This window comes from Streptomyces sp. NPDC005374, assembly GCF_042872225.1.
Taxonomy (GTDB): Bacteria; Actinomycetota; Actinomycetes; order Streptomycetales; family Streptomycetaceae; genus Streptomyces.
Window position 1 is genome coordinate 521,766 of record NZ_JBIAKA010000005.1, and the last position, 25,162, is coordinate 546,927.

Consider the following 25,162-nt stretch of genomic DNA (forward strand, 5'->3'; position numbering starts at 1 on the left):
CCCGGGATGGGAATCGCTGGGGGCATGACAGATGACAGAGCGAGCGGGCCTTCGGCACTGTCCGACGAAGAACAACTGGCCCAGCTCGGCTACACGCAGGTCCTGGCCCGCCGCATGTCGGCGTTCTCCAACTACGCGGTCTCCTTCACCATCATCTCGGTGCTGTCGGGCTGCCTGACGCTGTACATGTTCGGCATGAACACCGGCGGCCCGGCCGTGATCACCTGGGGCTGGGTCGCCGTCGGCCTGATGACGCTGTTCGTCGGCCTGGCGATGGCCGAGATCTGTTCGGCGTACCCGACCTCGGCGGGCCTGTACTTCTGGGCGTACAAGCTGGCCCCCTCGCGGACCGCGGCCGCCTGGGCGTGGTTCACGGGCTGGTTCAACGTGCTCGGCCAGGTCGCGGTGACGGCGGGCATCGACTTCGGCGCGGCGTCCTTCCTGGGCGCCTATCTGAACCTCCAGTTCGACTTCAGGGTGACCCCGGGCCGGACGGTCCTGCTGTTCGCGGCCATCCTGCTGCTGCACGGCCTGCTCAACACCTTCGGCGTGCGGATCGTCGCCCTGCTGAACAGCGTGAGCGTGTGGTGGCACGTGGTCGGCGTGGCCGTGATCGTCGGCGCGCTGACCTTCGCCCCCGACAAGCACCAGTCGGCGTCCTTCGTCTTCGGTGAGTTCGTCAACAACACAGGCTGGGGCAGCAGCGTCTACGTGGTCCTCATCGGCCTCCTGATGGCCCAGTACACGTTCACCGGCTACGACGCCTCGGCCCACATGACCGAGGAGACCCACGACGCGTCCACGGCGGGCCCGAAGGGCATCGTCCAGTCGATCTGGACGTCGTGGATAGCCGGCCTCGTCCTCCTCCTCGGCTTCACCTTCGCGATCCAGTCGTACGACGGCGCACTGAAGTCCCCGACGGGCGCGCCCCCGGCGCAGATCCTGCTCGACGCGCTCGGAGCGACGGCGGGCAAACTCCTGTTGCTGGTCGTGATCGGCGCCCAGCTGTTCTGCGGGATGGCGTCGGTGACCGCCAACAGCCGCATGATCTACGCCTTCTCACGCGACGGCGCGCTGCCGTTCTCGCATGTGTGGCACACGGTGAGCCCCCGCACCCGGACCCCGGTCGCGGCGGTGTGGCTGGCGGCGGTGGGGGCACTGCTGCTCGGCCTGCCGTACCTGATCAACTACGCGGCTTATGCGGCGGTGACGTCTGTCGCGGTGATCGGGCTGTACATCGCGTACGTCATCCCGACGCTGCTGAGACTGCGCAAGGGCGAGGAGTTCAGGCGAGGGCCGTGGCATCTGGGCCGCTGGTCCCGCCCGATCGGCGTGGTGTCGGTGGCATGGGTCGGCGTGATCACGGTGCTGTTCATGCTCCCGCAGGTCTCCCCGGTCACCTGGGAGACCTTCAACTACGCCCCGGTCGCCGTCCTGGTCGTCCTGGGCTTCGCCTGGATCTGGTGGCAGGCCTCGGCCCGGCACTGGTTCCTGAACCCCGATCACGAACGCACCAAGGCCCGCGCGGCGGCCCGCGCGGGCGCCCCCGAACCGGTCGATCCCTGACCTTCCGACCCGTTCCGTCCCGACGACGCGGCCGTGTCCCCGATACCCGATCGGAGACACGGCCGCGTCCGGCTATGCTCGGGGAGGCAACATCGCCTGGGCCCTTAGCTCAATTGGCAGAGCAGTGGACTTTTAATCCATTGGTTGTGGGTTCGAGTCCCACAGGGCCTACGGTGCGGGTGGCGGGGGCAACCCCTCTGACCTGCTGTGCAGCGCTCGGGTCGGCTTCGGTCGGCTCGGGCGTTGTCTCGTTTCCGGGGCCGGGCGGTGTGACTGTGCGTCAGGGTGCCGGGGGTCAGATCCGGGTGAGGCGGACCGCCACTGTCTCGCTGACCGTCACCGGCCGGCCGTAGTCCGGGTCCGTCGCCGTCGCGTGGCCCTCTACCTCGACGTCCCCCTTCTGGAAGGGGACCGCGCCGGTGGGTACGGCCGTACCGGTCCAGGCGACCGGGGAGCCCGGAGTGCAGGACACCGACGTGGAGAAGGAACCGCGGATGAGGTCCCGCTTCTTCACCTGCGTGACGTAGCCCGCCACGGTCACCTGCACCGGCTTGTTGCAGGTCACCGTGCCGTGGAAGGCGGCCTTGCCGTTGAGGGAGCTCGCGGTGCCGTCCAGGGCGATGCCGAGACCGAGGCCGAGTTCGGCCGGCGGGGCCGGGTTGTCGATGTGGACCTCGCCGCGCGCGGCCGGGGTGCCTCCCTCGCAGTGCTGCTCGAAGGCGGCGTCGAGCTTCTTCACGTAGCCCTGGGGCCCGAACTCCACTGCGGAGACGGTGAAGGTGCCGGTGAGCTGGTTGCAGCCGCGGCCGTTGCCGCTGAGCGACAGGCCCGGTTCGGTCGCCTCGTTGAACGGGTAGCGGGTGGCTCCCGTGTAGGTCCCGGGTGTCAGTGCCTCGCCGGACGGCGCCGCGAGGTCCAGGGTCCACCAGTCGCCGTTCGCTCCGTCGACGGAGACGGTGACCACCCCGTTGTCGGTGTTGCCGGAGACGTTCATCTGGTCCTGGGACGCCGTCGCGTAGGCGTAGGACTGACCGCCGCTGATGTAGTCGCCTTCGTCGCCGCTGAAGCTGAAGGAGCCCTCGGTGACCGGCAGGGCGTGTGCTTCGGCGCCGGAGAGCAGGCCGGTGGTGCCGGTGGCCATGGCCAGTGCCAGCGCGAGGGTGGCGGTGGCACGGGCCAGGACGTGTCTGGGCAGACTGAGGTTCATGGGTGTTCCCCCTGGTGAGATGGCGTAGGTCCCGTCCGCCGACGTGGTGCTTTCGCATGCGCGTTCGCACGCTTGTCCGGTTGTTTCCGTCGGCGAGGCGAGTCTGCCAACGAGCATGTTGTGCGACAACTGTGTTTCAGGTGTGATGAGTTGAGGTTTCGGCCAATACCTGGTGTCGGCGTCGTAAGTCGGACAGGCGGGGCTGTGCTCGGCTCGCTCGGTGGCGTCGCCGATCTGGAGGGCTGCTTCGGCCGATGGGTCGGCGACCGTCTGCGGAGACCTCCTTTGTCACAGCTTGATCAGACGTAGCTCCTCGCTTTGATCTGCCGTGTCCGCGGGCTGCCTAGGCTTGGCCGTCTTGTGGATTTTGAGGGGGAGTTGAAGATGGTGGGACGAAGATCGCTCGCATTCGTCGGGGTGGCCGCGCTGGTGCCGCTGGTCGCGTCCGCCGTGTCCGCGCAGGCGGCGTCGGCCTCACTGACCGTCACCACGCTGGGGCGGCACGGCGCCAAGGTCGCCACAACGGTCACCGTCGTCGCCGTGCCGTCGGGGCAGAGGTACAGCGTGAAGTCCGGCAAGCGGCTCAGCCTGCCCGCGGGGCACTACCTCGCGATGACCGACATCTGGGAGCACGGCTCGGAGGGGCTGGGCACGGACACCGTCGGCGCCCTGGACGTCAAGGTGTCGGGCAACCGGTCGGTGACCCTTGACGCGCGCAAGGGGAAGGCCGTGAAGGTGTCGCTCGACACGCCGGCCGACGTGACCGACCCGCCGCGGATCAGCGCACAGGTGTGCGCCGGTACCGTCAGCAACATGCCCTCCGCCTTCAGCACCGGCGGCTGGAACTACCAGGGGGCCCTGTACGCCATCCCGAACTCCTCCAGGCTGCTGCAGTTCGGGTACCTGGCGCAGTGGTCGGGCAAGGACAGCTATGTCGCCGTGAAGAACACCACGGGCATCCCGGCCTCCCCCGGAGGGTCGTACAAGCGGTCGAAGCTGGCGACGATGCGCTTGTCCGTGCGTACTGGCCCGCAGATGGGCACGGAGAACACCACCGCGCTCCAGGCGGCGCCGAAGACCGACGACTGCACGACCGACCTGATGACCGACGTGCGCGACGACAGCACCCCGTACAGCGTCACCCTCCATGTGACCCCCGGGACCTGGCAGCCCCGTAATGGGGTCATCGCGGACAACGGCGACGGCGTCGGCGGCGGTTTCCCCAAGGTCAGGACACTGAAGGCGGGACAGAGCTTCACCCAGTTCTTCGGGCGGGCCGCGTGGAGTCCGACGCACGACCTGCCGACTCTCGGGGGCAAGTCCGTCGGCTTCCTCGCGGACTCCCTGATCAACGACCCCGACGTCGGCGGCGGTTGGGGAGACGTGACGAAGGAGACGCTGGTCCTGTCCAAGGGCGGCACCACCGTCAAGAAGCAGACCCTGACCGACTGGCGTACCGGCTACGCCACGTTCTCCGCCCCCGCCCGCTCGGCCGGCTGGTACGACCTCGCCATCGACGCCCGTCGCTACCGCCCCGGCATCACCTTCCCCGCCGGCATGCTGTCCCCCCGCGTCACCCTCGACTGGCACTTCAAGGTGGCCGACCCGGCCAAGGCGATCGTCGCGCCCGTCTTCATGACCCGCTTCCTGCCCACCGGGCTCAACAGCCACAACCAGGCCGCGGCGAGCACGACCACCACGGTCGACGTGAGTGCCGGGCGCGGCTCCCAGGGCCCCGACACGAAGCTCACCAAAGTGACCGCCACGTCCGTCAAGGTCTGGTCGTCCGCCGACGGGGGCAAGACCTGGAAGGCGGCGGGCGTCAAGCACTCCGGCACGACCTGGCAGGCGGCTGTCCACAACCCGGCCTCCGGCGCGGTCGCCCTGCGCTCCGAGGTGACCGACGCCGCCGGGGACCGCTCGGTGGAGACGGTGTACCGGGCGTACGCCATCGGCTGAGGACAGGGCGCACGGCACCGGTCACCGCAGATGCAGGTTCGGTGCCTTCGCCCGCTCCTCGTACTCGCCCAGCACGACCACGTCCACGCCCTCGCCGGTGAGCAGCCCCGTCCCGTCCGCGCCCTCGACGAACGTGTCCGGCTCCCGCCACGCCGTCACCACCCGGCTCACCCCTGCGTCCAGGATCAGCCGGGCGCAGGGGGCGGGGCGGGAGGCGCGGTGGGTGCAGGGTTCCAGGCTGGTGTAGACCGTGGCGGTGGCGAGGCGGGGGTCGGCCCTGGCGATCTTCGCCAGGGCCGCCTCCTCGGCGTGCACGACGGGGTCGCCGCCCTCCCTGGAGTGGCCGCGCGCCAGTTCCGTGCCGTCGGCGGCCACCACGACCGCGCCCACGCTGAACGCCGTCCGCGAAGGCGGGCACCGGTCCGCCAGGTCGCAGGCCAGGGAGAGCCAGTGGTGGTCCGCGGCGGACGACCACAGGCCCGTGCCGGGGGCCGTGGGCTCGTAGCGCATCAGCACCACGTCCTCGATACGGCGGGTCTCCACCAGGCGCAGCCGGCCCGGCTGGTAGGCGCCCGGGCCGAAGAGTCGGGGGGCGTGCGGATCGCCGACGAACAAGGGGGCCAGGACCAGCTGCACTTCGTCGGCCAGGCCCTGCTGGAGCAGCTGGGTGTGGATGCGGCCGCCGCCCTCGACCATCAGGCGGTCCACTCCGCGCACCTGGTGCAGATGGGTCAACAGGCGGCGCCAGTCCAGCGTGGGGCCCAGCGCGACCACGTCGGCCGCCAGGCCCGCCGCCCGGGCACGTTCCGAGCCCTTCTCCGTCGTGTAGACGAGCTTCTCGCCGCCCGTGTGCCAGAAGTTCGCGGCGGGGTCGAGGTCGCCCGAGCCGCTGACCGTGATCTTCAGGGGGTACGGCGGTTTCCCGGCCGCCACCCGGGCCGCCCGGCGTTCCTCGGAGTTCACCAGCAGGCGGGGGTTGTCGGCGCGGATGGTGCCCGCGCCGATCAGGATCGCGTCCACGGAGGCGCGGACCTCGTCGACACGGTCGAAGTCGGCCGGGCTGGAGAGGAGGAGGCGGTCGGGGCCGGTGTCGTCGAGATATCCGTCGAGGGAGACGGCGGCGGAGAGGAGGACGTACGGGTGGGGCATCGGTGCGGTCCCTCTCGAAGACGGGTGCGGGAGCTGCGAGAACGGCAGGGGCTGGAGCTTCGGGAACAGCGGGTCTTGGTTCAAGTTTGAAACAAACCTACACTGGGGGCATGACGACCCGCTGGCTCACCCCCGACGAGCAGCGCGCCTGGCGCGCGTACATCGCCGCCTCGCTCCTCCTTGAGGACACGATCGACCGGCAGCTCCAGCAGGAGGCCGGCATGCCGCACATGTACTACTCCATTCTGGCCAACCTCTCCGAGGTGCCGGAGCGGCGGCTGCGGATGACGGATCTCGCCGAGGGGCTGAAGATCACCCGGCCCCGGCTGACGTACGCCGTCGCCCGGCTGGAGAAGGACGGGCTGGTGCTGCGCGAGAGCTGTGAGTGGGACAAGCGCGGCAGTGTCGCGGTGCTGACGGACGAGGGCATGGCGGTGCTGGAGCGGGCGGCGCCGGGGCATGTGGAGACGGTCCGCGCCTCGCTCTTCGACCGGCTCACCCCGGAGCAGGTGGGGCAGCTGGAGGAGATCTTCACCAGCGTCACCGAGGGGCTCCAGGGGGACGAGGGCGGCTCCGGAGAGGTCCCGTGGCGCCGACGGTCGTCCCCGTCCTGTTCGTGACGAGCGCCATAATCCTATTGCTTCAAATTTAAAACATGGGGTAGGGTCTCGACCCGTGGAGCTGCTTCAAATCTGAAGCAGAAAATCTGAAACAGATACCTCCACGGAGCCTATGGACCGGAGTATCCGCATGACCGAGACCCCCGCCGCCACTGAGCGCTCCCGCGTCCGCGTCCCGCTGCGCTTCGGGGACGGCTACCACGTCGACGCCGATCTGGTCACCTTCCACGGCCTGGCCGACGGTCAGGAACACCTCGCCGTCGTCCTCGGCGACCCGGGGCCCGTCCCCCTCGTACGCCTGCACTCCGAGTGCCTCACCGGTGACGTCTTCGGCTCCGCCCGCTGCGACTGCGGACCCCAGCTGCGCGAGGCGGTCGAGCGCATAGCCGAGCGCGGCGGCGTCCTGCTCTACCTCCGTCAGGAGGGCCGCGGCATCGGCCTCTACAACAAGCTCGACGCGTACGCCCTCCAGGACCAGGGCCTCGACACCTACGCCGCGAACACCGCGCTGGGCCTGCCCGAGGACGCCCGGGACTACACGGCGGCCGCCCAGATGCTCCAGGCCCTGGGGATCGGCGAGCTCGACCTGCTGTCCAACAACCCCGACAAGGCGGGCCAGTTGAGGGACCTCGGCATCGACGTCCACGACCGGGTGCCCACCGGTGTCTTCACCACCGCCCACAACGTCCGGTACCTGCGCGCGAAGGTCCTGCAGACCCACCACACGCTGCCGCTGGGCGAGTTGAGCGAGCTCAGCGTCGGCTGACGGGGATGACGGGGATGACGGGGGTGTAGCCCGCTACACCCCGGTTCGGGAGGGTGCTCCCTCGTGGGGCCGGCCGGCCGACGGAATCGTGGATCACGTCGATTCCGACCGCTGATCGTGGAGGCCTCCCGAGCCATGGCAACTGTCCTTTACCACCTGGGCCGTGTGTCCTTCCGTTGGCGATGGTTCGTCGCCGTGCTGTGGATCGGGGTCCTGGGAGCCGTCGGCTTTGCCTCGACCAAGGCGTCCACCCCCGCCGACGAGGGCTTCACGATGCCCGGCATCGAGTCCCAGAAGGCGTTCGACCTGCTGGAGCAGCGCTTCCCGGGCGCCGCGGCCGACGGGGCGAGCGCACGGATCGTGTTCATCGCGCCGAACGGCGAGAAGGTCACCGCCGCCGGGAACAAGGCGGCGATCGAGAAGCTCGTCGGGTCCGCCTCCGACGGCTCGCAGGTCGCCTCCGCCGTCGACCCCTTCCAGGCGAAGGCCGTCAGCGAGGACGGCACGACGGCCTACGCGACCGTCTCCTTCAAGGTCAAGGCCGACGGCCTCACCGACGCCAGCAAGAAGCACCTGGAGTCGGCGATCGACGTGGCCCGGGACGCGGGTCTGCGCGTCGAGGTCGGCGGGGACGCCCTCGCCACTCAGCCCTCCGCGGGCGGCGCCGCCGAGGTGATCGGCATCGCGATCGCCGCCGTCGTCCTGCTCATCACCTTCGGCTCGATGGCCGCCGCCGGGCTGCCGCTGCTCACCGCTGTCATCGGCGTCGGCATCAGCATGACCGGCATCCTCGCGCTGTCGAAGGCCTTCGGCCTCTCCGAGAACACCGGCACCCTCGCCACCATGCTCGGCCTGGCCTGCGGTATCGACTACGCCCTGTTCGTCGTCTCCCGCTACCGCGAGGAGCGCGCCAAGGGGCGCGAGCCGAGAGAGGCCGCCGGTCTCGCCGTGGGGACCGCCGGGTCCGCGGTCGTCTTCGCCGGCCTCACCGTCGTCATCGCGCTCGCCGGACTGTGGGTGGTCGGCGTCCCGATGCTCACCAAGATGGGCCTGGCCGCGGCCGCCGCGGTCGGCGTCTCCGTCCTCATCTGCCTGACCCTGGTCCCGGCGCTCCTCGGCTTCTGGCCGAACGCCGTCCTGGCCCGGGGCGCCCGCCGCGACTCCGAACGCCACCGCCGCAAGCAGCGCAGGACGGAGAACGGCGGCTCCCGCTGGGCGCGGATCGTCGTACGGCATCCCCTGCCCGTCCTCCTCCTCGGCGTGGTCGGCCTCGGCGCCATGGCCACCCCGGCCCTCGACCTCCAGCTCGGGATGCCGGGCGACGAGGCCAAGGCGACGTCCACGACGGAACGGCGGGCGTACGACGCCCTCGCCGCCGGGTTCGGGCCCGGCTTCAACGGGCCGCTGACCGTGGTCGTGGACGCGAAGGGGGCCCCGGACGCCGAGACCGCCGTGGCGACGGTCGCGAAGGACATCGCCGCGACCCACGGTGTCGTCTCCGTCTCACCCGCCCGCTTCAACCAGGCCGGGGACACCGCGGTGCTCGCCGTGACGCCCTCCACCGCGCCCACCGACGAGCGGACCAAGGACCTCGTCCAGACCATCCGTGACGAGCGGCCCGGCATCGAGGCCAAGGCGGACGCGAGTTTCGAGGTGACCGGCAAGACCGCGCTGGACATCGACGTGGCGCAGAAGGTGCAGGACTCGCTGATCCCGTATCTCGCGGTGGTCGTCGGCCTCGCGATCGTGCTTCTGCTGCTCGTGTTCCGCTCGCTGCTGGTGCCCCTGAAGGCGGCCTTCGGCTTCCTGCTCTCGGTGCTGGCCGCGCTCGGTGCGGTGGTCGCGGTGTTCCAACAGGGCCATGGCGCCCAGCTGTTGGGGGTGGAGACCACCGGTCCGATCATGAGCATGATGCCGATCTTCCTGGTGGGCATCGTCTTCGGCCTTGCCATGGACTACGAGGTGTTCCTGGTCTCGCGGATGCGGGAGGCCTACGTCCACGGGGACGAGCCGAAGCAGGCGATCGTCTCCGGGTTCCGGCACAGCGCCCGGGTCGTGGTGGCCGCCGCGCTGATCATGATGGCGGTGTTCTCCGGGTTCATCGGCGCCGGCGAGTCGATGATCAAGATGATCGGCTTCGGGCTCGCGGTCGCGGTGCTGTTCGACGCGTTCGTGGTGCGGATGGCTGTGGTGCCGGCCGTGCTGGCGCTGCTCGGTCACAAGGCCTGGTACCTGCCGCGGTGGCTGGACCGGGTGCTGCCGAACGTCGATGTCGAGGGCGAGAAGCTCACCGCTCGCCACACCGCGGCAGTCCCGGCCGACGTGCTCGAAGAGCCCGCGCTCAGCCGCTGACCCCCTGAACCGGTGGCCGCCTCACTCCCCCCGGAGGCGGCCACCTCCCCTTTCCCTCACGTACGGCAGACAGGACTCCCTCATGCCCTCCCACCCCCGCATCCTGCTCACCGGCCTCCTCCTCGCCGGTGCCACCCTCGCCACCGCCGTCGGTGTCACCCACTACGACGGCGACTCCCCGGCACCCCCGGGAAAGGGCCCCTACGTCGCCCTCGGGGACTCCTACACCGCGGGGCCGAAGATCCCGGACCAGAACGGCGACCCGGCCGGCTGCGACCGCTCCGACCGCAACTACCCCTCCCTCGTCGCCGCCGGACTCGACATCAAGGGCGCCGACTTCAAGGACGTCAGCTGCTCCGGCGCGACCATCGCCGACCTGACCGGGAAACAGTCCACCGAGGACGGCACCAACCGTTCCTGTGGACTGAGCGGGAGTGGGTCCGTTCAGCCGCGCGCCCCGAACGGTCTTGGGCGAGCTGGTCCCCGGCGTACTCGACCCCGGGTGGCGACACGCATCGTGTGCGTGGTCCGGGCCCGGGAGGCCAGTTCCCTGCGCGACCTGGCCGGATGGGTACGGCCAGAGGCGGCGGAGAGGCCCTGAACCATCCTCTGGTGGAGCAGGGGCACCGCACGCTGAACGCCGTACCCGGTGTCCCAGGTCGCACAGCCACGCTAACCCAAACGGCCCAGGGCGCCACAAGCCCGAACGGCAACCCTCACCCGATCGAGCTAACTCGGACCTCGTACGCATTGCAGTGGCTCAACGCGGAGCTGCGCAAGCGCGCCGGAGCCGCCGGGGCGGGGTACGTCGACACGTACACGCCCTCCGAGGGCCGCGACGCCTGCTCGGCGCAGGGCACACGGTGGATAGAGCCGCTGGTACCGAAGAGCCCCGCGGCCGCCGTGCACCCCAACGAGCGGGGCGAGCGCGGGATGGCCGAGGCCGTACTGCGCAGGACGCGGTCGGCGCTGTGAGCGCGCGGCCTCACTTGGGGGTGTGCGCGAGATACGTCAGTACCGCCAGCACCCGCCGGTGGCCGCTGTCGCTCGGCGGCAGGTCCAGCTTGAGGAGGACGTTGCCGATGTGCTTGCTGACCGCGCGCTCGGTGACCACGAGGGTCGAGGCGATGGTCGTGTTGTCGTGGCCCTCGGCCATCAGCTTCAGCACCTCGCGCTCGCGCGGGGTGAGCGAGTCCAGGGGGGTGTCGCGGCGACGGGTGAGGAGCTCGGTGACGACCTCCGGGTCGAGAGCGGTACCGCCGGCCCTGACCCGCTCGAGCGCGTCGAGGAACTCGTCGACCCGGCCGACCCGGTCCTTGAGCAGATAGCCGATGCCGCTGGTACCCCCGCCGAGCAGCTCGGCGGCGTACGACTCCTCGACGTACTGCGAGAGGACCAGGACCGGCAGTCCGGGGATCTTCTCGCGGGCCTCCAGGGCGGCCCGCAGTCCCTCGTCGCGGAATCCGGGAGGCATCCGCACGTCGAGCACGGCCACGTCCGGCCGGTGCTCCAGCAGGGCGGGCATGATCTCGGGACCGGTGCCCACGACGGCCACGACCTCGTGTCCCGAAGACGTCAACAACAGGACGAGCCCCTCTCTCAGAAGGGCGTTGTCCTCGGCGATCACCACACGCACGGCAGCTCCACATCGATCACGGTCGGGCCTCCGACCGGGCTGTTGACTTCCAGTGTCCCGTCGAGGGCGGCGACCCTGCGCCGCATCCCGAGCAGACCCGAGCCCTGCGACTCGTCGGCACCGCCCCGGCCCTCGTCCCGGACCCGCACGGTAAGACCGCGCCGGGTGCGGGTGAGGTGAACGTCGGCCCGGTTCGCACCGCTGTACTTGGCGACGTTGGTCAGCGACTCGGCGACCACGAAATAGGCAGCCGCCTCCACCGCCGCGGGCGCCCGGGTGCCCGCCTCCAGGCCGCCGTCCTCCACACGCACCGCGAGCCCGCTGCTCGACGCCAGGGCCCGCACCGCGCCGACGAGACCCCGGTCCGTGAGGATCGGCGGATGGATGCCGCGCACCACCTGCCGCAGCTCCGTCAGCGCCTGCTCGGCCTGGTCCTGGGCGTCGTCCAGCAGTTTGCGGGCGGCGTCGGGGTCGCGGTCGTAGGCCCGCTTGGCGAGTCCGATCCGCATCGACAGTGCCACCAGATTGGCCTGGGCGCCGTCGTGCAGATCCCGCTCGATGCGGCGCAGTTCGGCCTCGTGGGCGGCGATGGCGTCGGCCCGGGTCTCCTTCAGCTCCTCGACCCGCCGGGCCAGCCTGGCCTTCGGGGAGGGCATGAGCAGCAGGGTCGACCAGCGGGCCTCGGTGTCCGCGAGCCGCACGATCAGCGGGAGGACGACCGGGCTGCGCCGCAGCGCCCCGGCCCACACGCCGTCGACCACGAGGCCGACGGGCCACAGCGGGAGGGCGAGGGCGAGGAGGGCGCCGTAGAGGTAGTAGCAGAGCATCCAGCGGACGTCGGTGAGCGTGCTGGGGTCCTTCACGGAGATCCGGAGCCGCTCGCGCAGGGTGCCGGTGATCGGCGTGTACGCCTCGGGGATGTCCTTGCCCGTCCACAGCGCGGTCAGGTTGCGCTTGGCGCCGGCGATCCGGCGGATCAGCAGCACCGCCTCGGGCAGCAGCCAGCAGCCGACGACCGCGACCGTGCCGATGGCGGCGATCAGCAGCACGGTGATGAAGATGTAGATGCCGAAGCACATCGCCGCGGCCACGACGAGGTGCACGGTCGCCATCGCCGCCCGCTGGACTGTCTTCCACATGCGATTCACGCTAGATGATCCACCCCCGGGCGCACGGTGTAGCCCGCTACACCATCTGCCCGGCCCAGCCCCCCGTCTGCCGGTCACATGTGCACACGGCGTCCCAGGTCGTCCCGCCGGTGCGGCGGCACGCATCGGCTCCAGCCGGTCGCCGCGCCGGATCTCCAGCACCCGCCGGTACGGCAGTACGTGCCACGCCCCGTCCGGCTGCGGCACCCCGCTCGACGCCACGACCACCCGCTCGCCGTCGGCCCGGTGGCGCAGCCGGAAGAAGTCGGGTCCGCGCCGCCGGCTGACCTCGGACCCCGGGTCCTCGTCGGCGTACGCGTACAGTGCCTCCCCGGTCAGCAGCAGGCAGTTGAGGAGCGGGTGACCACGCCGAGGAGACGGCACATGGGGGCGACGGTACTAAGACGGGCCGTCCCCACCGTGGTCGCGGACCCAGTTCCGGTGGGCGTTCGAGCCCTCGCGCCCCGGGGAGAGCTTCAGCATGACCCCGTCGTCGATCTGCTCCAGGACCGTCACCACATAGGGGGACCCGGCGTGCACGGCCAGCCGGAGGCTGCCGTTGGCGAACTCCGTCACCCGCAGCGTCCGGCCGCCGGTGAGCGGGATGTCCCGCTCGCCGATCTTCGTCGGGCGTTCCTCGGCTGCCGTCATGGACCCCTCCTCGTTTCCCGTGAGGGGCGCCACGGTACGCCCGGTCCACCCGGCCGTTCGGCCCAACCGGACCTGCGTCGCACCCCCCGCCGTCCGACCCTGGCCCCATGGCCCCACGACGCGCCCCCGCCCTGCTGCTCGCGCTCCTGCTCACCGTTCTCGTCGCCTCCTGCGGCACCGCCGACACCGGTACCCGCACGATGGCCCGCGCCCTGCCCCCGGACGTGGGCTTCACCCACCCCGGTGTGCTCGTCGGCGAGGCGCAGCTGGACGCCGTACGGGAGCGGGTCACGGCGGGGAAGCAGCCGTGGCTGTCGGCGTATCTGGCCATGCGGGACAGCAAGTACGGGTCGTACAAGTACCGGCCCGAGGCGTACGCGAGCGTGGACTGCCCCGGTGGCGACCATCCCGTCCGCCCGGCGCAGGGGTGTGTGGAGGAGCGCGAGGACGCCATCGCCGCCTACACGCAGGCCCTGCTGTTCAGCGTCACCGGCAAGCAGCAGCACGCCGTGAAGGCCAGGGAGATCATGGACGCCTGGTCGGCGAGGATGCGGCGGCACACCGAGGAGGACTCCGGGCTGCAGACCGGGTGGGCCGGCTCCACCTGGGCCCGGGCCGCCGAGATCGTCCGGTACGGCGACGGGGCGGGGTGGCCCGCCGACCGCGTCCGGCGCTTCGAGCACATGCTGCGGACCGCCTACCTGCCGACCGTCACCCAGAAGGTCCCGGACTACAACGGCAACTGGGATCTCGTGATGACCGACGCCGCCATCGGCATCGCCGTCTTCCTCAACGACCACAAGGCCTTCGACCACGCCCTGCAGCGGTTCCGCGAGCGCGTGCCGGCGTACTTCTATCTGGAGAAGGACGGCAAGGTCCCGCTCACCCCGCCGGGCTCCACCGTCAACACCCCGCAGAAGCTGACCACTTACTGGTTCAAGCAGACGGTCTTCAAGGACGGCGTCTCCCAGGAGACCTGCCGCAACTTCAAGCACGTCGGGTACTCCCTCGCCGCCACCGCGCACGTCGCCGAGACCGCCTGGCACCAGGGCGTCGACCTGTACGGCGAGGTCAAGGACCGGCTGAAGGCCGCGCTCGCTCTCCACGCCCGCTACCAGTCGGGCGAGACCGCGCCCGCCTGGCTGTGCGGCGGGAAGGTGGACCGGAACATGGGCCCGGACCTGGAGGTCGCCCTCAACCACCTGGAGAACCGGCTGGACGTCTCCGTCCCGGCCGCGCACAAGCTCGCGGTGAAGACCCGGCCCGCCGGCACCGACGGCCTCTTCGTCTCCTGGGAGACCCTCACCCACGCGGGGAACCCCGGCCCCTGAGACACCGCTGGCGCGAAGCACCCCGCGGATGGCGTACAGTAGTGAACACAACGGCGCGGGGTGGAGCAGCTCGGTAGCTCGCTGGGCTCATAACCCAGAGGTCGCAGGTTCAAATCCTGTCCCCGCTACTGAAACTCAGGGTCGGATTCCAGTTCATGGAATCCGGCCCTGAGTGTTTTCCCGTCAGGCCTTGCGACGGACTGCGTCACGTGGTGTGAGCAGGCGAGCGCCCTCCGCACAACACCTGACATACCGTCAATACCTGTGTGTTGTCCGAGGCGAGGTCAACTCGCCCGTTTTTCGCCGGTCATGGGCCGTTGGTCCTGCGGGATTTCGTTAATGATCAAGCGGAACAGCTTGGAATCGAGCCCCTACGTCTATTAACGTTCGATAACGCAGCGCGGTCGTCCCAGCCGTCACAAGAGATGGCTCCGTGCTCATGCGCCGAATTCCGCAAGGGAACCGGGGAACCACCAACTTGGGGTGAATCGCTCGTATTTCGCCGTGGCAACACGGTCGGTATACGCGCGTAGGAGACCTTCCTGCTCCGAACCCGTCAGCTAACCCGGTAGGCGAGAAGGAAGGAAAGGAGCACGCCCACGTGGCGTCCAACCCGCCTGCCCCCGAGGCGCCTTACGTCCCGAGCGACACCCTCGTGTACGACGGCTACCGTGCCGACGACGAGGCCCCGCTCGGCGAGTGGAACCCGACCGCGGAGTCCCTGGCTCCGGTACGCGGCCGGCATCGCGTGTCCAAGCAGCGCGGCGGGGGATTCGCCCGCAGCTCCACGGTTCTGGGCGTCGGTGTCATAGCCGCCGTCAGCGCCGGCGGGATGGCCAGCGCCAACACCGGCAAGCCGCCGGTCTCCATCTCCATCCCCGACCTGCCCTCCGTGGGCTCGCTCATCTCGGACGACTCCGGCTCCTCCGCGGACGACACGAGCGCCTTCAGCAGTGTCGGCGCCCCCTCCACGGAGACCGCGAAGAGCTCCTCTGCCTCGGACGCCGGTGAGGCACTGCGCTCGCGCATCCTGGCCCAGGCGGAGACGCAGCAGGACCAGATCGACTCCAAGGCCGCCAAGGCCGTCGCGGACGCCGCGCAGAAGGAGTCCGACGCGCTCGCCGCCAAGGCGGAGAAGGAGGCCCAGGAGAAGGCCACCGCCGCGAAGAAGAAGGCGGAGGAGGAGGCCGCGAAGAAGGCCGAGACCGCGCGTCTGGCCGAGCTCGCCAAGCAGTTCACGCTGCCGACCTCGTCGTACACCATCACCGGGACCTTCGGGCAGGCCGGTTCCCTGTGGTCCTCCGGCTACCACACGGGCCTCGACTTCGCCGCGCCCACGGGCACGCTGATCAAGGCGATCCACAGCGGCACCGTCACGGAGGCCGGCTGGGCCGGCTCCTACGGCTACCGCACGATCCTCACCCTCGACGACGGCACCGAGCTGTGGTTCTGCCACCAGTCCTCGATCAGCGTCAGCGTCGGCCAGAAGGTCGCCACCGGTGACGTCATCGGCCGCGTGGGCGCCACCGGCAACGTGACCGGCGCGCACCTGCACCTCGAGGTCCACCCCGGCGGTGCGGCCACCGGGATCGACCCGATGGCGTGGCTGCGCAGCAAGGGGCTCAACCCCTGAGGTTTACGGCGATTTTGCGGCCGTAGCGGAAGAACAGGGTCCGGTGCCTGCGTTGACGTGAAACATGACTTCTCTTCGCAAGCTCGGCTCCTCCGACCTCGAGGTCTTCCCGCTCTCCCTGGGCGGCAACGTCTTCGGCTGGACCGCCGACGAGGCCGCGTCCTTCGCCGTCCTCGACGCGTACACCGCCGCGGGCGGCAACTTCGTCGACACCGCGGACTCCTACTCGGCGTGGATCGAAGGCAACTCCGGCGGTGAGTCCGAGACCGTCATCGGCAGGTGGATCGCGGCCCGCGGCAACCGCGACGACGTCCTCATCGCCACCAAGGTCAGCCAGCACCCCGACTTCCCGGGCCTGTCCGCCGCGAACATCAAGGCGGCGGCGGAGGCTTCGCTGCGACGCCTGGGCACCGACCACATCGACCTGTACTACACCCACTTCGACAAGCCGGAGATCCCCGTCGAGGAGATCATCGGCGCGCTGGACGAACTGGTGAAGGCCGGCAAGGTGCGCGCCATCGGCGCCTCCAACATCTCCGCCGAGCGGCTCTCGGAATCCCTCGCCTTCTCCGACCGCGAGGGCCTGGCCCGGTACGTCGCCCTCCAGCCCCACTACAACCTGGTCTCGCGCGACACCTACGAGGGCGAACTCCAGGCCGTCGCCGACCGGGAGGGCCTCTCCGCCGTCCCGTACTTCGCCCTCGCCTCCGGTTTCCTCACCGGCAAGTACCGTCCCGGCGCCACGGTCGAGGGCGCGCGTGCCAAGGCCGGCGCGGGCAAGCACCTCGACACCGAGCGCGGCCGGAAGGTCCTCGCGGCGCTCGACGAGGTCGCCGAGGCCCACGGAGCCCCGGTCGCCACGGTCGCCCTCGCCTGGCTCGCGGCCCAGCCGACGGTCGCGGCGCCGATCGCGTCCGCCCGCACGGTGGAGCAGCTGCCGGCGCTGGTCGGGGTGACCGACCTGGTGCTGACCGAGGCGGAACTGACGCGCCTGACACAGGCGTCGGCCTGACCTACTACGTCCGGTACGGGTTGTACGCGGGATACGGCGTCGTCGGGTAGTGGACCGGCGGGGCGGCCTGGAACGGCTGGACGGTCTGGAACGGCTGGACGGTCTGGGCCGGCTGCGCCGGATACCCGTACACCCCGTACACCGGCCAGGGCGGCGCGACTACCGGGACCGGCGGTGCCGTGATGCGTGCCGCGTGGTCCAGCGCGGGCCGCGCCACGTCCCGGCGCCGCCACAGCTCCTGCAGCAACTCCCGCTCCCGTACGACGAAGTCGGCGTTCGCCTTCCCGAGCCGGCCCCGGTGCCGCAGGAACGCCAGTGACGTGGCGTAGGCCTCGTACTGCGCGACCGCCCGCGCTGCGGGCCGCCCGCCGAACTGACGCCGCGCGTAGTCGCGCGCCACCCGCCGCGCCCGCATCGAGCCGAGCACATACGGCTCGGTCGGGGCCAGCCAGCCGGCGACGGCGTACGCGGGCAGCTCCTCCCGTACGGTCTTCAGCTCCCGCTGCCGTGTCCAGATGACCAGCCAGGTCAGCAGTCCGAACGCCGGCACCATGAACATCGCGTACACCGCGAAGAACCCGTACTCGCCGAACGTCGACGAGCCGTTCCAGGTCGCGTGCATGCCCATCGCGAGCAGCAGCCCGGTCAGCGGGACGAGCACCCGCCGGATGTGCTGCCGCTCCGCCGAGAGCGCGGAGACGCCGAAGCCGATGCCGGTGAGGACGGTGAACAGGGGGTGCGCGAACGGCGACATCACGACGCGCACGAAGAAGGTCGCGGCGGTGACGGAGGCGATGCCCCGGCCGCCGTTGAGCTGGTCGGTCCCGAAGGCGGTACCGAGGTAGAGGATGTTCTCGGTGAACGCGAACCCGGTCGCGGTGACCCCTGCGATCACCACCCCGTCGACGATCCCGGTGAAGTCGCGTCTGCGGAACAGGAAGACGAGCAGGATGGCGGCGGCCTTGGCCGACTCCTCGACGATGGGCGCTATCACGGTCGCGCCGAGGGTGTCCGCGCTGGTCGGGTCGGCGGTCGCCGTGGCTATCCACTTCGTGGCGAAGCTGTTGGCGATGATCGCTATCAGCGCGGCCGCGCAGGCGCCCCAGGCGAAGCAGAACAGCAGATTGCGCCAGGGGCCCGGCGCGACCCGGTCGAGCCAGCGGAAGGCGGCCATGAGCAGCGGGACGGGCAGGACGGCCAGGCCCAGCCCGACCAGGAACCCCTCGGTGCCGGTCTGTTGGCGGACCAGGGCGAGGATGACGAGCCCGGACAGCGCCAGGAGGGAGATCAGGGCGCCGTAGCGCACCGACTTCCGCTGCCACCAGTGGGCATGCCGCAGCGGATCGCCGCCGGTGGGATCACCGGGGCGTGTCGGATACGGGGGACAGGTGGCCACAGCATCGACCTTAACGAGACAGAGGCGCCGCCCGCAGCAGGGCGAGGACGCTCAGGCGCCGGTGGGGGGTTGAGCGGGTCGGTCGGTTCGGTCGCCGTGCTGTACGCGGTGGAACAGCAGGTCGTTCACGACATGTCCCTTTTCCAGTCCCTGCCCCTCGAAACGGGTCAGCGGCCGGAAGTCGGGACGCGACGCGAAACCGCCGTCGGCCTGGGTGTTCTCGAAGTCGGGATGCGCGGTGAGCACTTCAAGCATCTGTTCGGCGTACGGCTCCCAGTCGGTCGCGCAGTGCACCAGCGCAGAGGGCTTGAGGCGGGCCGCGACCAGGTCCAGGAACTCCGGCTGGATCAGCCGCCGCTTGTGGTGCCGCTTCTTGGGCCAGGGGTCCGGGAAGTAGACGCGCAGTCCGGCCAGCGAGTCCTCGGTGAGCATCTCGCGCAGCAGGATGATGGCGTCGCCGTTGCCGACACGGACGTTGGAGAGCTTCTGCTGTTCGGCGAGGTTGAGCAGATTTCCCTGCCCGGGGGTGTGCACGTCGACGGCGAGGATGTTGGTTCCCGGCTCCGCGGCGGCCATCTGGGCGGTGGCCTCGCCCATCCCGAACCCGATCTCCAGCACGACAGGGTGATCGTTGCCGAACATCTCGCCGAGGTCGATCGTGTCCTGCCCGTCGATGTCGAGCCCCCATGTGGGCCACATCCGCTGCAACGCGTCCGCCTGCCCCGACGTCACCCGGCTCCGCCGGGGCTGGAAACTCCGGATCCGCCGCTCGAAGTGCGACCCCGCGGGATCGGCACTGGGCCCGTCGGGAAACCGCGGCTCTCCCTTGGCCCGGGTGTGCCGAACGGAGACACCGGGGGCGTGAGGGGGCGGGGAAGCTTCGGGAGCATTGAGGGAGTCAGACACAGTGGGTCGATTTTACGGCCATCGGGTGATTGAGGGTTCCAGCCCTTCCGGCGTCCGATGAATCCAGCCCTTCCGGCGTCCGGTGAATCCAGCCCCTCCGGCGTTTGAGGAGCGGGGGTCCAGGGGGGCGGAGCCCCCTGAGGACGGGACGGGTAGGGGCGGCGGGGGCGAAAAGAACCGCCCGCACCAGCAGCCACCCCAACCTCACACGCCCCCGCGAACCCTCACACGCCCCGCAACGCCTCCAACGCCCGCCGAGCAACCTCCCGCCCGATCGGCAGCGAAGCGGTCGCCGCAGGCGAGGGCGCGTTCAGCACATGCACCGCCCGAACCCCCTCCCGGATCAGGAAGTCGTCCACCAGCGTCCCGTCCCGAAGCACCGCCTGCGCCCGCACCCCCGCCGCCGAAGGCACCAGATCATCCGCCGTCACCGCGGGCAGCAGCCTCCGCACGGCCGAGGTGAACGCCCGCCGGGACACCGACCGACGCAGCTCCCCCGCCCCGTACCGCCAGTGCCGCCGGGCGATCTGCCACGACCCCGGCCAGGCCAGCGTCCCGCCGAGCTCCCGGGGCCGTACGACGCCCCATCCGTACCCCTCGCGGGCCAGCGCGGGCACGGCGTTGGGTCCGACGTGCACCCCTCCGTCGATCCCGCGCGTGAGGTGCACCCCGAGGAACGGAAACGCCGGGTCCGGCACCGGATACACCAGTCCCCGCACCAGCTCGGGCCGCGCCAGCGTGTAGTACTCCCCCCGGAACGGCACGATCCGCATCTCCGGGTCGTCCCCGGTCAGCCGGGCCACCTCGTCGCAGTGCAGGCCGGCACAGTTCACCAGCACCCGCGCCCTGACGACATCCCCGGTACCTGTCAGGACGGCGACCCCGAGCTCCGGCCGCCGGTCGACGCGCCGCACCTCGGCCCCGTACCGGATCTCCGCCCCCGACGACTCGGCCAGCTGGCGCGCGACCCCGACGAAGTCGCAGATCCCGGTCGTGCCGACGTGTATGGCGGCGAGCCCCTCCACCTCGGGCTCGTACTCCGCGATCTGGGCGGCCCCCAGTTCCCGCACCGGAATGCCGTTCTCCCGGCCGCGCTGGACCAGTCCGTGCAGTCGCGGCAGCTCGCTCCGCTCGGTCGCCACGATCAGCTTGCCGGTGACGGAGTGAGCGATGCCGTACTCCGCGCAGAACTTGACCATCTCCGCGGCCCCGCGCACGGCGAACCGCGCCTTGAGCGATCCGGGCCGGTAGTAGATCCCGCTGTGGATCACCCCGCTGTTCCGCCCGGTCTGGTGCCGGGCGGGCCCGGTCTCCTTCTCCAGCACGGTCACCCGGGTCCCGGGCGCCGCACGAGTGATCGCATACGCAGTCGACAGCCCGACAATGCCCCCACCGACGACGAGCACGTCGCAGTCGTAAGCGATCTCCGATGACACCTGCACCACCTCCCACCCCCGATAGTGCACTGCACCACTGACAGTCGCTTCAAACGCGGGGGGCGGTGCCGCTGTCCAGGGCTTACGCCGGAGCCATCAGAAGGGGCCGGGCCCGCTCCCGGAGCTCCACCACCCGGGGCTCGTCCCCGTACGGCTCCAGCCGGTGCAGCAGATCCTTCACGTACTCGGTGGTACGGGCCGAGGAGATCCGCCCCGCGACCTCCACCGCCCGCACCCCCTGCTCACAGGCGGCGTCGAGGTTCCCCGACTCCAGCTCGGCCACCGCCGAGACGACCAGCCGCAGCCCGTGCGACCGTACGAACTCCTCCGTCGGCTTCGACAGCGCCTGTTCCGTGAACCGTCGCACCTGGCGCGGCGCCTTCAGATCGCGGTAGCACTCGGCCGCGTCCGCCGCGAACCGGTCGTAGGAGTAGAACCCGAGCCACGACGGGTCGTTGTCCCCCTCCCGGGAACGTTCGAGCCAGCCCTCGGCCGCCTTCAGCGCCGCCCCGGCCGCCACGGCGTCTCCCGCACGCGCGTGTGCCCGTGCCTCGACGAGCCGGAAGAAACTCATGGTGCGGGCCGTCGCCAGCCCCCGGTTCCGCTCCAGCGCGGCCTGCGCGAGATCGACGCCCTCGTCGCCGAAGCCCCTGTAGGTCGCCTGCAACGACATGGACGCCAGCACGTACCCGCCGAGCGGGACGTCCGCCGCCGCGCGCGCGAGCCGCAGCGCCTGGATGTAGTACCGCTGCGCCGCCTCCTGCTGCCCGGTGTCGAAGGCCATCCATCCGGCCAGCCGGGTGAGCTCCGAGCTGGCCCCGAACAGGGCCCGGCCCACCTCGTCGGAGTACGAGCCGAGCAGCAGCGGTGCCGCCTCCACTCGTAAGCACTCCGGCACCATGGACGAACGCCAGTCGCCGCCTCCGTACTTGGAGTCCCAGCGTCTGGCGTCCTCGGCGGCCTCCCGCAGCTTCAGCACATCGCTGTGGCCGACTTTGAGCGGTGCGCCCGAGCCCTCGGAGTGGTTCACCTCACGCGCGACCGAGCTGTCGGCCGGGGTTATCAGCCAGCGTGAGGCGGGCGTTGCGTATGCGCTCACTGCGAACGAACCGGCCAGGGACTGCCAGATGCCGCCCGTGCCGGCCTTGCGCCCGGCGAGGTCGAGACGGTAGAGCTCCGTCGCCGACCTGACCGCCTGTCCGACGTCCCTGGGGAAGGCGAGGCCCACCTCAGGCGCGGGATCCGCGTCCGCCAGGCCGATCTCGTGGAGCGGCACCGGGCGGCCGAGCTTCTGGCCGATGGCGGCCGCGATGAGGTGCGGCGCGGCGCCCTGCGGCACCATGCCCTTCGACACCCAGCGCGCCACCGACGTCTTGTCGTAGCGAAGAGTCAACCCGCGTTGAGCGCCAAGATCGTTGACGCGACGCGCGAGTCCTGCGTTGCTGATTCCCGCGAGGGCGAGAACGGTGCCGAGTTTTTCGTTCGGCCCGCGTTGCTCCCTGGACATGCGCCACCCCTCGACACAGACGGCTGCCGCGCTGGCATAACCACCCGGCATTCGTAAACCCAGCGTAGTTCGCCGCATCCCAAGCGTTAAGGGGCATTGTTCCGGATGGCGGGATTGTGGTCCGTACTGAAGTGCGGGTCCGATACGCGCAGTTGCGTCGTGCTCCTGTTGTGTGGCCGTGCGCCCGTCCGTGCGCTCTTCTCCGGCCATGGCGGGAGCGCTTCCATGGATGATGCGTGGGTCGGCCCGCTGTACTGGATCCAGTGGGCTGGGGGACACCGCCGCCTACATCCCCGCGGGCGGCGGAACGGCCCGGGGGGCGAAGTGGCGTCTCCCGGGCTGCGCGCCTGTCGTGCGGCGCGCGGAACGTGTACGGAGCGTGCGTGAGCCTGCGCCGATGCCGCCGATTTGGCCGAAAATCGACCCCGGTCTCCGCAAGCGATCAGCCCTCTCACCATGGCAGTTGAGGGCGCGTTGGGCGTTTTTGGGGAGCGTATCGGGGGCGCATTCGCGTCGCACGCCCCTTGCCCGGAGCGGGTGCCCGCAGGCGTACGCGGTTGTTCACAGGGGCGCGTTCCCCACATCTCAAGCGACTCCACCAGCCCTCCGGCAGGCCTCCTTCATGGCAGCATGGTGACCGGTTCGAGCGGTGCACTGGTTGTCCACAGCCTGTGGAGGCGTCGATGCGGTGGTTGGTGGGGTGGAGCAGCACCGCCGCAGGTGTTTCCGGGATCGGGTCCGCGGGAGCCACCGGAAGCGACGGCGAGACCGTGCACCCGGTGGGTTCCCAACTCCTGTGGGGCGACCCGGATCCCTTGTGGGCGGTCGGCGACTGGCGGCCCGACGAGGTGCGCGTGGTGAAGGTCGACGCGCAGACCCGCATCGCCGTCTTCGGCACCTGCGGGGCCTCCGACGAACAGCTGAGGATCGGACTGCTCGCCGCGCGCGGAGGGGCACTTCGGCATCTGACGGCCTGGCCGGGGGCGTACACGGCGGTGGTCCAGGTGGGCCGCCGGATCACCGTGGGCGGCGATCTGGCGGGCGCGCGCCCGGTGTTCCACACACCCTGGGCGGGCGGTACGGCCTATGCGACCGCGGCCCTGCCGCTCGCCGACCTCATCGAGGCCAACCTCGACTTCGGGCACCTCGCCGCGCTGCTCGCCGCCCCCGACGTACCGGCCGCGCTCCACGACTCCACGCCCTACGAGGGCGTCCGGCGCATTCCGCCGGGTCACGCGCTGATCCTGCGCAACGGCGCGCGCGAGATCGCCGGGTACGACCCGGTCGCCTCCCTCGCGGTCGCCGCGCCCACCGCCGATCCGGACAGCGCGGTCGACGGCGTGCGGGACGCCCTCATCGAGGCGGTGCGTGCCCGGTTGTCCGCGCCCCGGCACGTGCCCGACATCGACCCCGGTCCGGTGCCCGGCATGGGGCCCGCCGAACGGCGTGCCGCGCGCGGGATGCCGGTGCCGGGGATCGGGGCCGACCTGTCCGGCGGACCGGCGTCGGGGACGCTCGCCCTGCTGGCCGCCGGACTGCCCGGGATGCCGGGCACGGTCCTGGGACACGGCACCGGGGCCGGTGAGCGGCTGCTCGCGGTCACCTTCAACGACCTCGCCGTCGGCGGGCGGGAGGCCGAGCTGGAGCGGGCGGGGACGCTCGCGGCGAATCCCCGGCTGCATCACGTGGTGGTGACGGGCGGCGAGGAAACGCTTCCGTACGCCGAGTTGGACGGGCCGCTGACGGACGAGCCCGGCGCGAGTCTGGTGACGGCCGCGCGGCACCGGGCCCGGCTGGCCGCGGGCAGCGCCGACCACTTCACGGGGTACGGGGCCCGGCAGGTGCTGGACGCGCATCCGGCACGGCTCGCCGACCTGCTGATGGACCGCAAACGACGCCATCTGGTCCGGCCGGTGGCCGCGCTGGCCAAGGCGGACGGCTCCGTGTTCGTCCCCGCGCGCGTGTACGGCGCCGCGCGGAGGCTGGCCCGCACGCCGTACCGGGTCGGTCTGGAGATGCTGGCCGACCGGCTCATGAACCAGCGTTTCGACGAGCCCGGAGGGGCGGTGGGGGCGTCCCTCGCCGCGCTCACCTGGGCCCGGCCGGGGCCTGCGGCGCGCTGGCTGACAGGGGAGGCGCTCGCTGAAGTATCGGTTCGCCTCCAGGGTGCCACGCACCGTTCCGGAGTCGGTCCGGGGCAGCATCCCGGTGACTTCCGCGCGCGTGCGGCGCTCGCGCGTCACGCGTCCGATCTCCGGGTCCTGGAGCAGGCCGCGGAGATCCGCTCCCAGCGGCTGCACGCGCCGTTCCTGGACAACCAGGTGGTGCGTGCCTGCCGTGCCCTGCCCGAGGCGCTGCGGGTCCGGCCGGGAGCCCGGGCCGAGATCCTCCGTACGGTCCTGGAGGGCGCCGGCGTCTCCGACCTGCCGCCCGGCTGGGGTGCCCCCTCCCATGCCTCCTCGGCCGCGGCGACCCGGACGGGGTTGCGGGTGGCGGCGGACTCCCTGATGTCCCTGTTCGGGACGCCGTTGCTCGCGCAGGCGGGGCTGGTCGAGGCGCGCGTGGTCCGCAAGGCCCTCCGCGGGGCTGCGGAGGGGGAGCCGCTGCCGTTGGACGGCCTGGCGGACCTGGTCTCCCTGGAGCTCTGGCTGGGCCGCCTGCTCGCCCGCCGCGGCACCTGCTGGACGGGAACCCCGGCACGCGCGCGTGCGGTGCCGGCGGGGATTCGGCCGCAGCGGGGGGCGTTGGGGGCGGGGGCCTCCGGGTGACTGCGGGTCCGGTGGGGGCGGGCGTTTTGCGCAGTTCCCCGCGCCCCTGAGGTGGGTGGGTGGGTCGGGGGCGGGGGGGGGGGGGGGGGGGGGGGGGGGGGGGGGGGGGGGGGGGGGGG

20 protein-coding genes, 2 tRNA genes and 1 riboswitch are annotated in these 25,162 nt (G+C 71.1%); of the genes, 13 read left to right on the forward strand and 9 right to left on the reverse strand.

The features are described 5' to 3' along the window. Window positions 1–24 precede the first annotated feature (24 nt). Together ACFYRX_RS16215 and ACFYRX_RS16220 are read left to right on the forward strand one after the other, a co-directional pair. Window positions 25–1,566, forward strand: a complete 1,542-nt coding sequence (locus ACFYRX_RS16215) for an amino acid permease (RefSeq protein ID WP_389099950.1) — start codon at window positions 25–27, stop codon at window positions 1,564–1,566. Between the two features lie 98 nt (window positions 1,567–1,664). Then, window positions 1,665–1,737, forward strand: a tRNA-Lys gene (locus ACFYRX_RS16220). Window positions 1,738–1,861: 124 nt separating this feature from the next. Here ACFYRX_RS16220 and ACFYRX_RS16225 read toward each other — a convergent pair. Continuing rightward, a complete protein-coding gene (locus tag ACFYRX_RS16225) occupies window positions 1,862–2,773 on the reverse strand; it encodes a hypothetical protein (protein WP_389099951.1) in 912 nt (303 codons plus the stop codon). A gap of 384 nt (window positions 2,774–3,157) precedes the next feature. On the opposite strand from ACFYRX_RS16225, the gene ACFYRX_RS16230 reads away from it, so the two are divergent. After that, on the forward strand, window positions 3,158–4,732 hold the full coding sequence (locus tag ACFYRX_RS16230; protein WP_389099953.1) for a hypothetical protein: 1,575 nt from the start codon (window positions 3,158–3,160) through the stop codon (window positions 4,730–4,732). 21 nt (window positions 4,733–4,753) lie between these two features. Here ACFYRX_RS16230 and ACFYRX_RS16235 read toward each other — a convergent pair whose 3' ends face one another. Next, a complete protein-coding gene (locus tag ACFYRX_RS16235; protein ID WP_389099955.1) occupies window positions 4,754–5,881 on the reverse strand; it encodes a dihydrofolate reductase family protein in 1,128 nt (375 codons plus the stop codon). A 110-nt stretch (window positions 5,882–5,991) separates the two neighbouring features. Between ACFYRX_RS16235 and ACFYRX_RS16240 the strand changes: the two genes are divergently transcribed. The 5 genes from ACFYRX_RS16240 to ACFYRX_RS16260 all read left to right on the forward strand — a co-directional run bounded on the left by ACFYRX_RS16240 (window position 5,992) and on the right by ACFYRX_RS16260 (window position 10,594). Further along, a complete protein-coding gene (locus ACFYRX_RS16240; protein ID WP_389099957.1) occupies window positions 5,992–6,501 on the forward strand; it encodes a MarR family winged helix-turn-helix transcriptional regulator in 510 nt (169 codons plus the stop codon). 130 nt (window positions 6,502–6,631) lie between these two features. After that, on the forward strand, window positions 6,632–7,267 hold the full coding sequence (gene ribA / locus ACFYRX_RS16245) for a GTP cyclohydrolase II (protein WP_389099959.1): 636 nt from the start codon (window positions 6,632–6,634) through the stop codon (window positions 7,265–7,267). Between the two features lie 135 nt (window positions 7,268–7,402). Beyond that, window positions 7,403–9,619 (forward strand): MMPL family transporter, encoded by a 2,217-nt coding sequence (locus tag ACFYRX_RS16250; RefSeq protein WP_389099961.1) that lies wholly within the window; start codon window positions 7,403–7,405, stop codon window positions 9,617–9,619. 82 nt (window positions 9,620–9,701) lie between these two features. Next, window positions 9,702–10,220: a hypothetical protein gene (locus tag ACFYRX_RS16255; RefSeq protein WP_389099963.1), complete on the forward strand. Its 519-nt coding sequence runs from the start codon at window positions 9,702–9,704 to the stop codon at window positions 10,218–10,220. A 149-nt stretch (window positions 10,221–10,369) separates the two neighbouring features. Continuing rightward, entirely contained in the window at window positions 10,370–10,594 is a 225-nt protein-coding gene (locus tag ACFYRX_RS16260; RefSeq protein ID WP_389099965.1) for a hypothetical protein, read from the forward strand. 10 nt (window positions 10,595–10,604) lie between these two features. Here ACFYRX_RS16260 and ACFYRX_RS16265 read toward each other — a convergent pair whose 3' ends face one another. The 3 genes from ACFYRX_RS16265 to ACFYRX_RS16275 form a co-directional block, all read right to left on the reverse strand. Next, a complete protein-coding gene (locus ACFYRX_RS16265) occupies window positions 10,605–11,255 on the reverse strand; it encodes a response regulator (protein ID WP_389099966.1) in 651 nt (216 codons plus the stop codon). Further along, window positions 11,243–12,394 (reverse strand): sensor histidine kinase, encoded by a 1,152-nt coding sequence (locus tag ACFYRX_RS16270; RefSeq protein WP_389099968.1) that lies wholly within the window; start codon window positions 12,392–12,394, stop codon window positions 11,243–11,245. Before ACFYRX_RS16270 ends, ACFYRX_RS16265 begins: the two co-directional genes overlap by 13 nt. A gap of 408 nt (window positions 12,395–12,802) precedes the next feature. Beyond that, window positions 12,803–13,054 carry a hypothetical protein gene (locus tag ACFYRX_RS16275; protein ID WP_389099970.1) on the reverse strand — a complete coding sequence of 84 codons (252 nt, stop codon included), beginning with the start codon at window positions 13,052–13,054 and terminating at the stop codon, window positions 12,803–12,805. A gap of 107 nt (window positions 13,055–13,161) precedes the next feature. On the opposite strand from ACFYRX_RS16275, the gene ACFYRX_RS16280 reads away from it, so the two are divergent. From ACFYRX_RS16280 to ACFYRX_RS16295, 4 genes are all read left to right on the forward strand, one after another. After that, on the forward strand, window positions 13,162–14,385 hold the full coding sequence (locus ACFYRX_RS16280; RefSeq protein WP_389099972.1) for an alginate lyase family protein: 1,224 nt from the start codon (window positions 13,162–13,164) through the stop codon (window positions 14,383–14,385). 54 nt (window positions 14,386–14,439) lie between these two features. Then, a tRNA-Met gene (locus tag ACFYRX_RS16285) sits at window positions 14,440–14,513 on the forward strand. A 304-nt stretch (window positions 14,514–14,817) separates the two neighbouring features. Beyond that, window positions 14,818–14,975: riboswitch (cyclic di-AMP (ydaO/yuaA leader) on the forward strand. 11 nt (window positions 14,976–14,986) lie between these two features. Continuing rightward, window positions 14,987–16,018 carry a M23 family metallopeptidase gene (locus tag ACFYRX_RS16290; protein WP_389099974.1) on the forward strand — a complete coding sequence of 344 codons (1,032 nt, stop codon included), beginning with the start codon at window positions 14,987–14,989 and terminating at the stop codon, window positions 16,016–16,018. Window positions 16,019–16,082: 64 nt separating this feature from the next. Beyond that, window positions 16,083–17,030: an aldo/keto reductase gene (locus ACFYRX_RS16295; RefSeq protein WP_389099976.1), complete on the forward strand. Its 948-nt coding sequence runs from the start codon at window positions 16,083–16,085 to the stop codon at window positions 17,028–17,030. Between the two features lie 4 nt (window positions 17,031–17,034). Here the strand turns inward: ACFYRX_RS16295 and ACFYRX_RS16300 are convergent, their stop codons facing one another. The 4 genes from ACFYRX_RS16300 to ACFYRX_RS16315 form a co-directional block, all read right to left on the reverse strand. Beyond that, entirely contained in the window at window positions 17,035–18,426 is a 1,392-nt protein-coding gene (locus tag ACFYRX_RS16300) for a PrsW family intramembrane metalloprotease (RefSeq protein WP_389099977.1), read from the reverse strand. A 51-nt stretch (window positions 18,427–18,477) separates the two neighbouring features. Then, window positions 18,478–19,332 carry a tRNA (guanosine(46)-N7)-methyltransferase TrmB gene (gene trmB, locus ACFYRX_RS16305; protein ID WP_389099979.1) on the reverse strand — a complete coding sequence of 285 codons (855 nt, stop codon included), beginning with the start codon at window positions 19,330–19,332 and terminating at the stop codon, window positions 18,478–18,480. Window positions 19,333–19,556: 224 nt separating this feature from the next. Further along, window positions 19,557–20,777 carry an L-2-hydroxyglutarate oxidase gene (lhgO, locus tag ACFYRX_RS16310; RefSeq protein ID WP_389099981.1) on the reverse strand — a complete coding sequence of 407 codons (1,221 nt, stop codon included), beginning with the start codon at window positions 20,775–20,777 and terminating at the stop codon, window positions 19,557–19,559. Window positions 20,778–20,850: 73 nt separating this feature from the next. Further along, window positions 20,851–22,275: an MFS transporter gene (locus tag ACFYRX_RS16315; protein ID WP_389099984.1), complete on the reverse strand. Its 1,425-nt coding sequence runs from the start codon at window positions 22,273–22,275 to the stop codon at window positions 20,851–20,853. A 683-nt stretch (window positions 22,276–22,958) separates the two neighbouring features. Between ACFYRX_RS16315 and ACFYRX_RS16320 the strand changes: the two genes are divergently transcribed. Further along, entirely contained in the window at window positions 22,959–25,043 is a 2,085-nt protein-coding gene (locus tag ACFYRX_RS16320) for an asparagine synthase-related protein (protein ID WP_389099986.1), read from the forward strand. Window positions 25,044–25,162 lie beyond the last annotated feature (119 nt).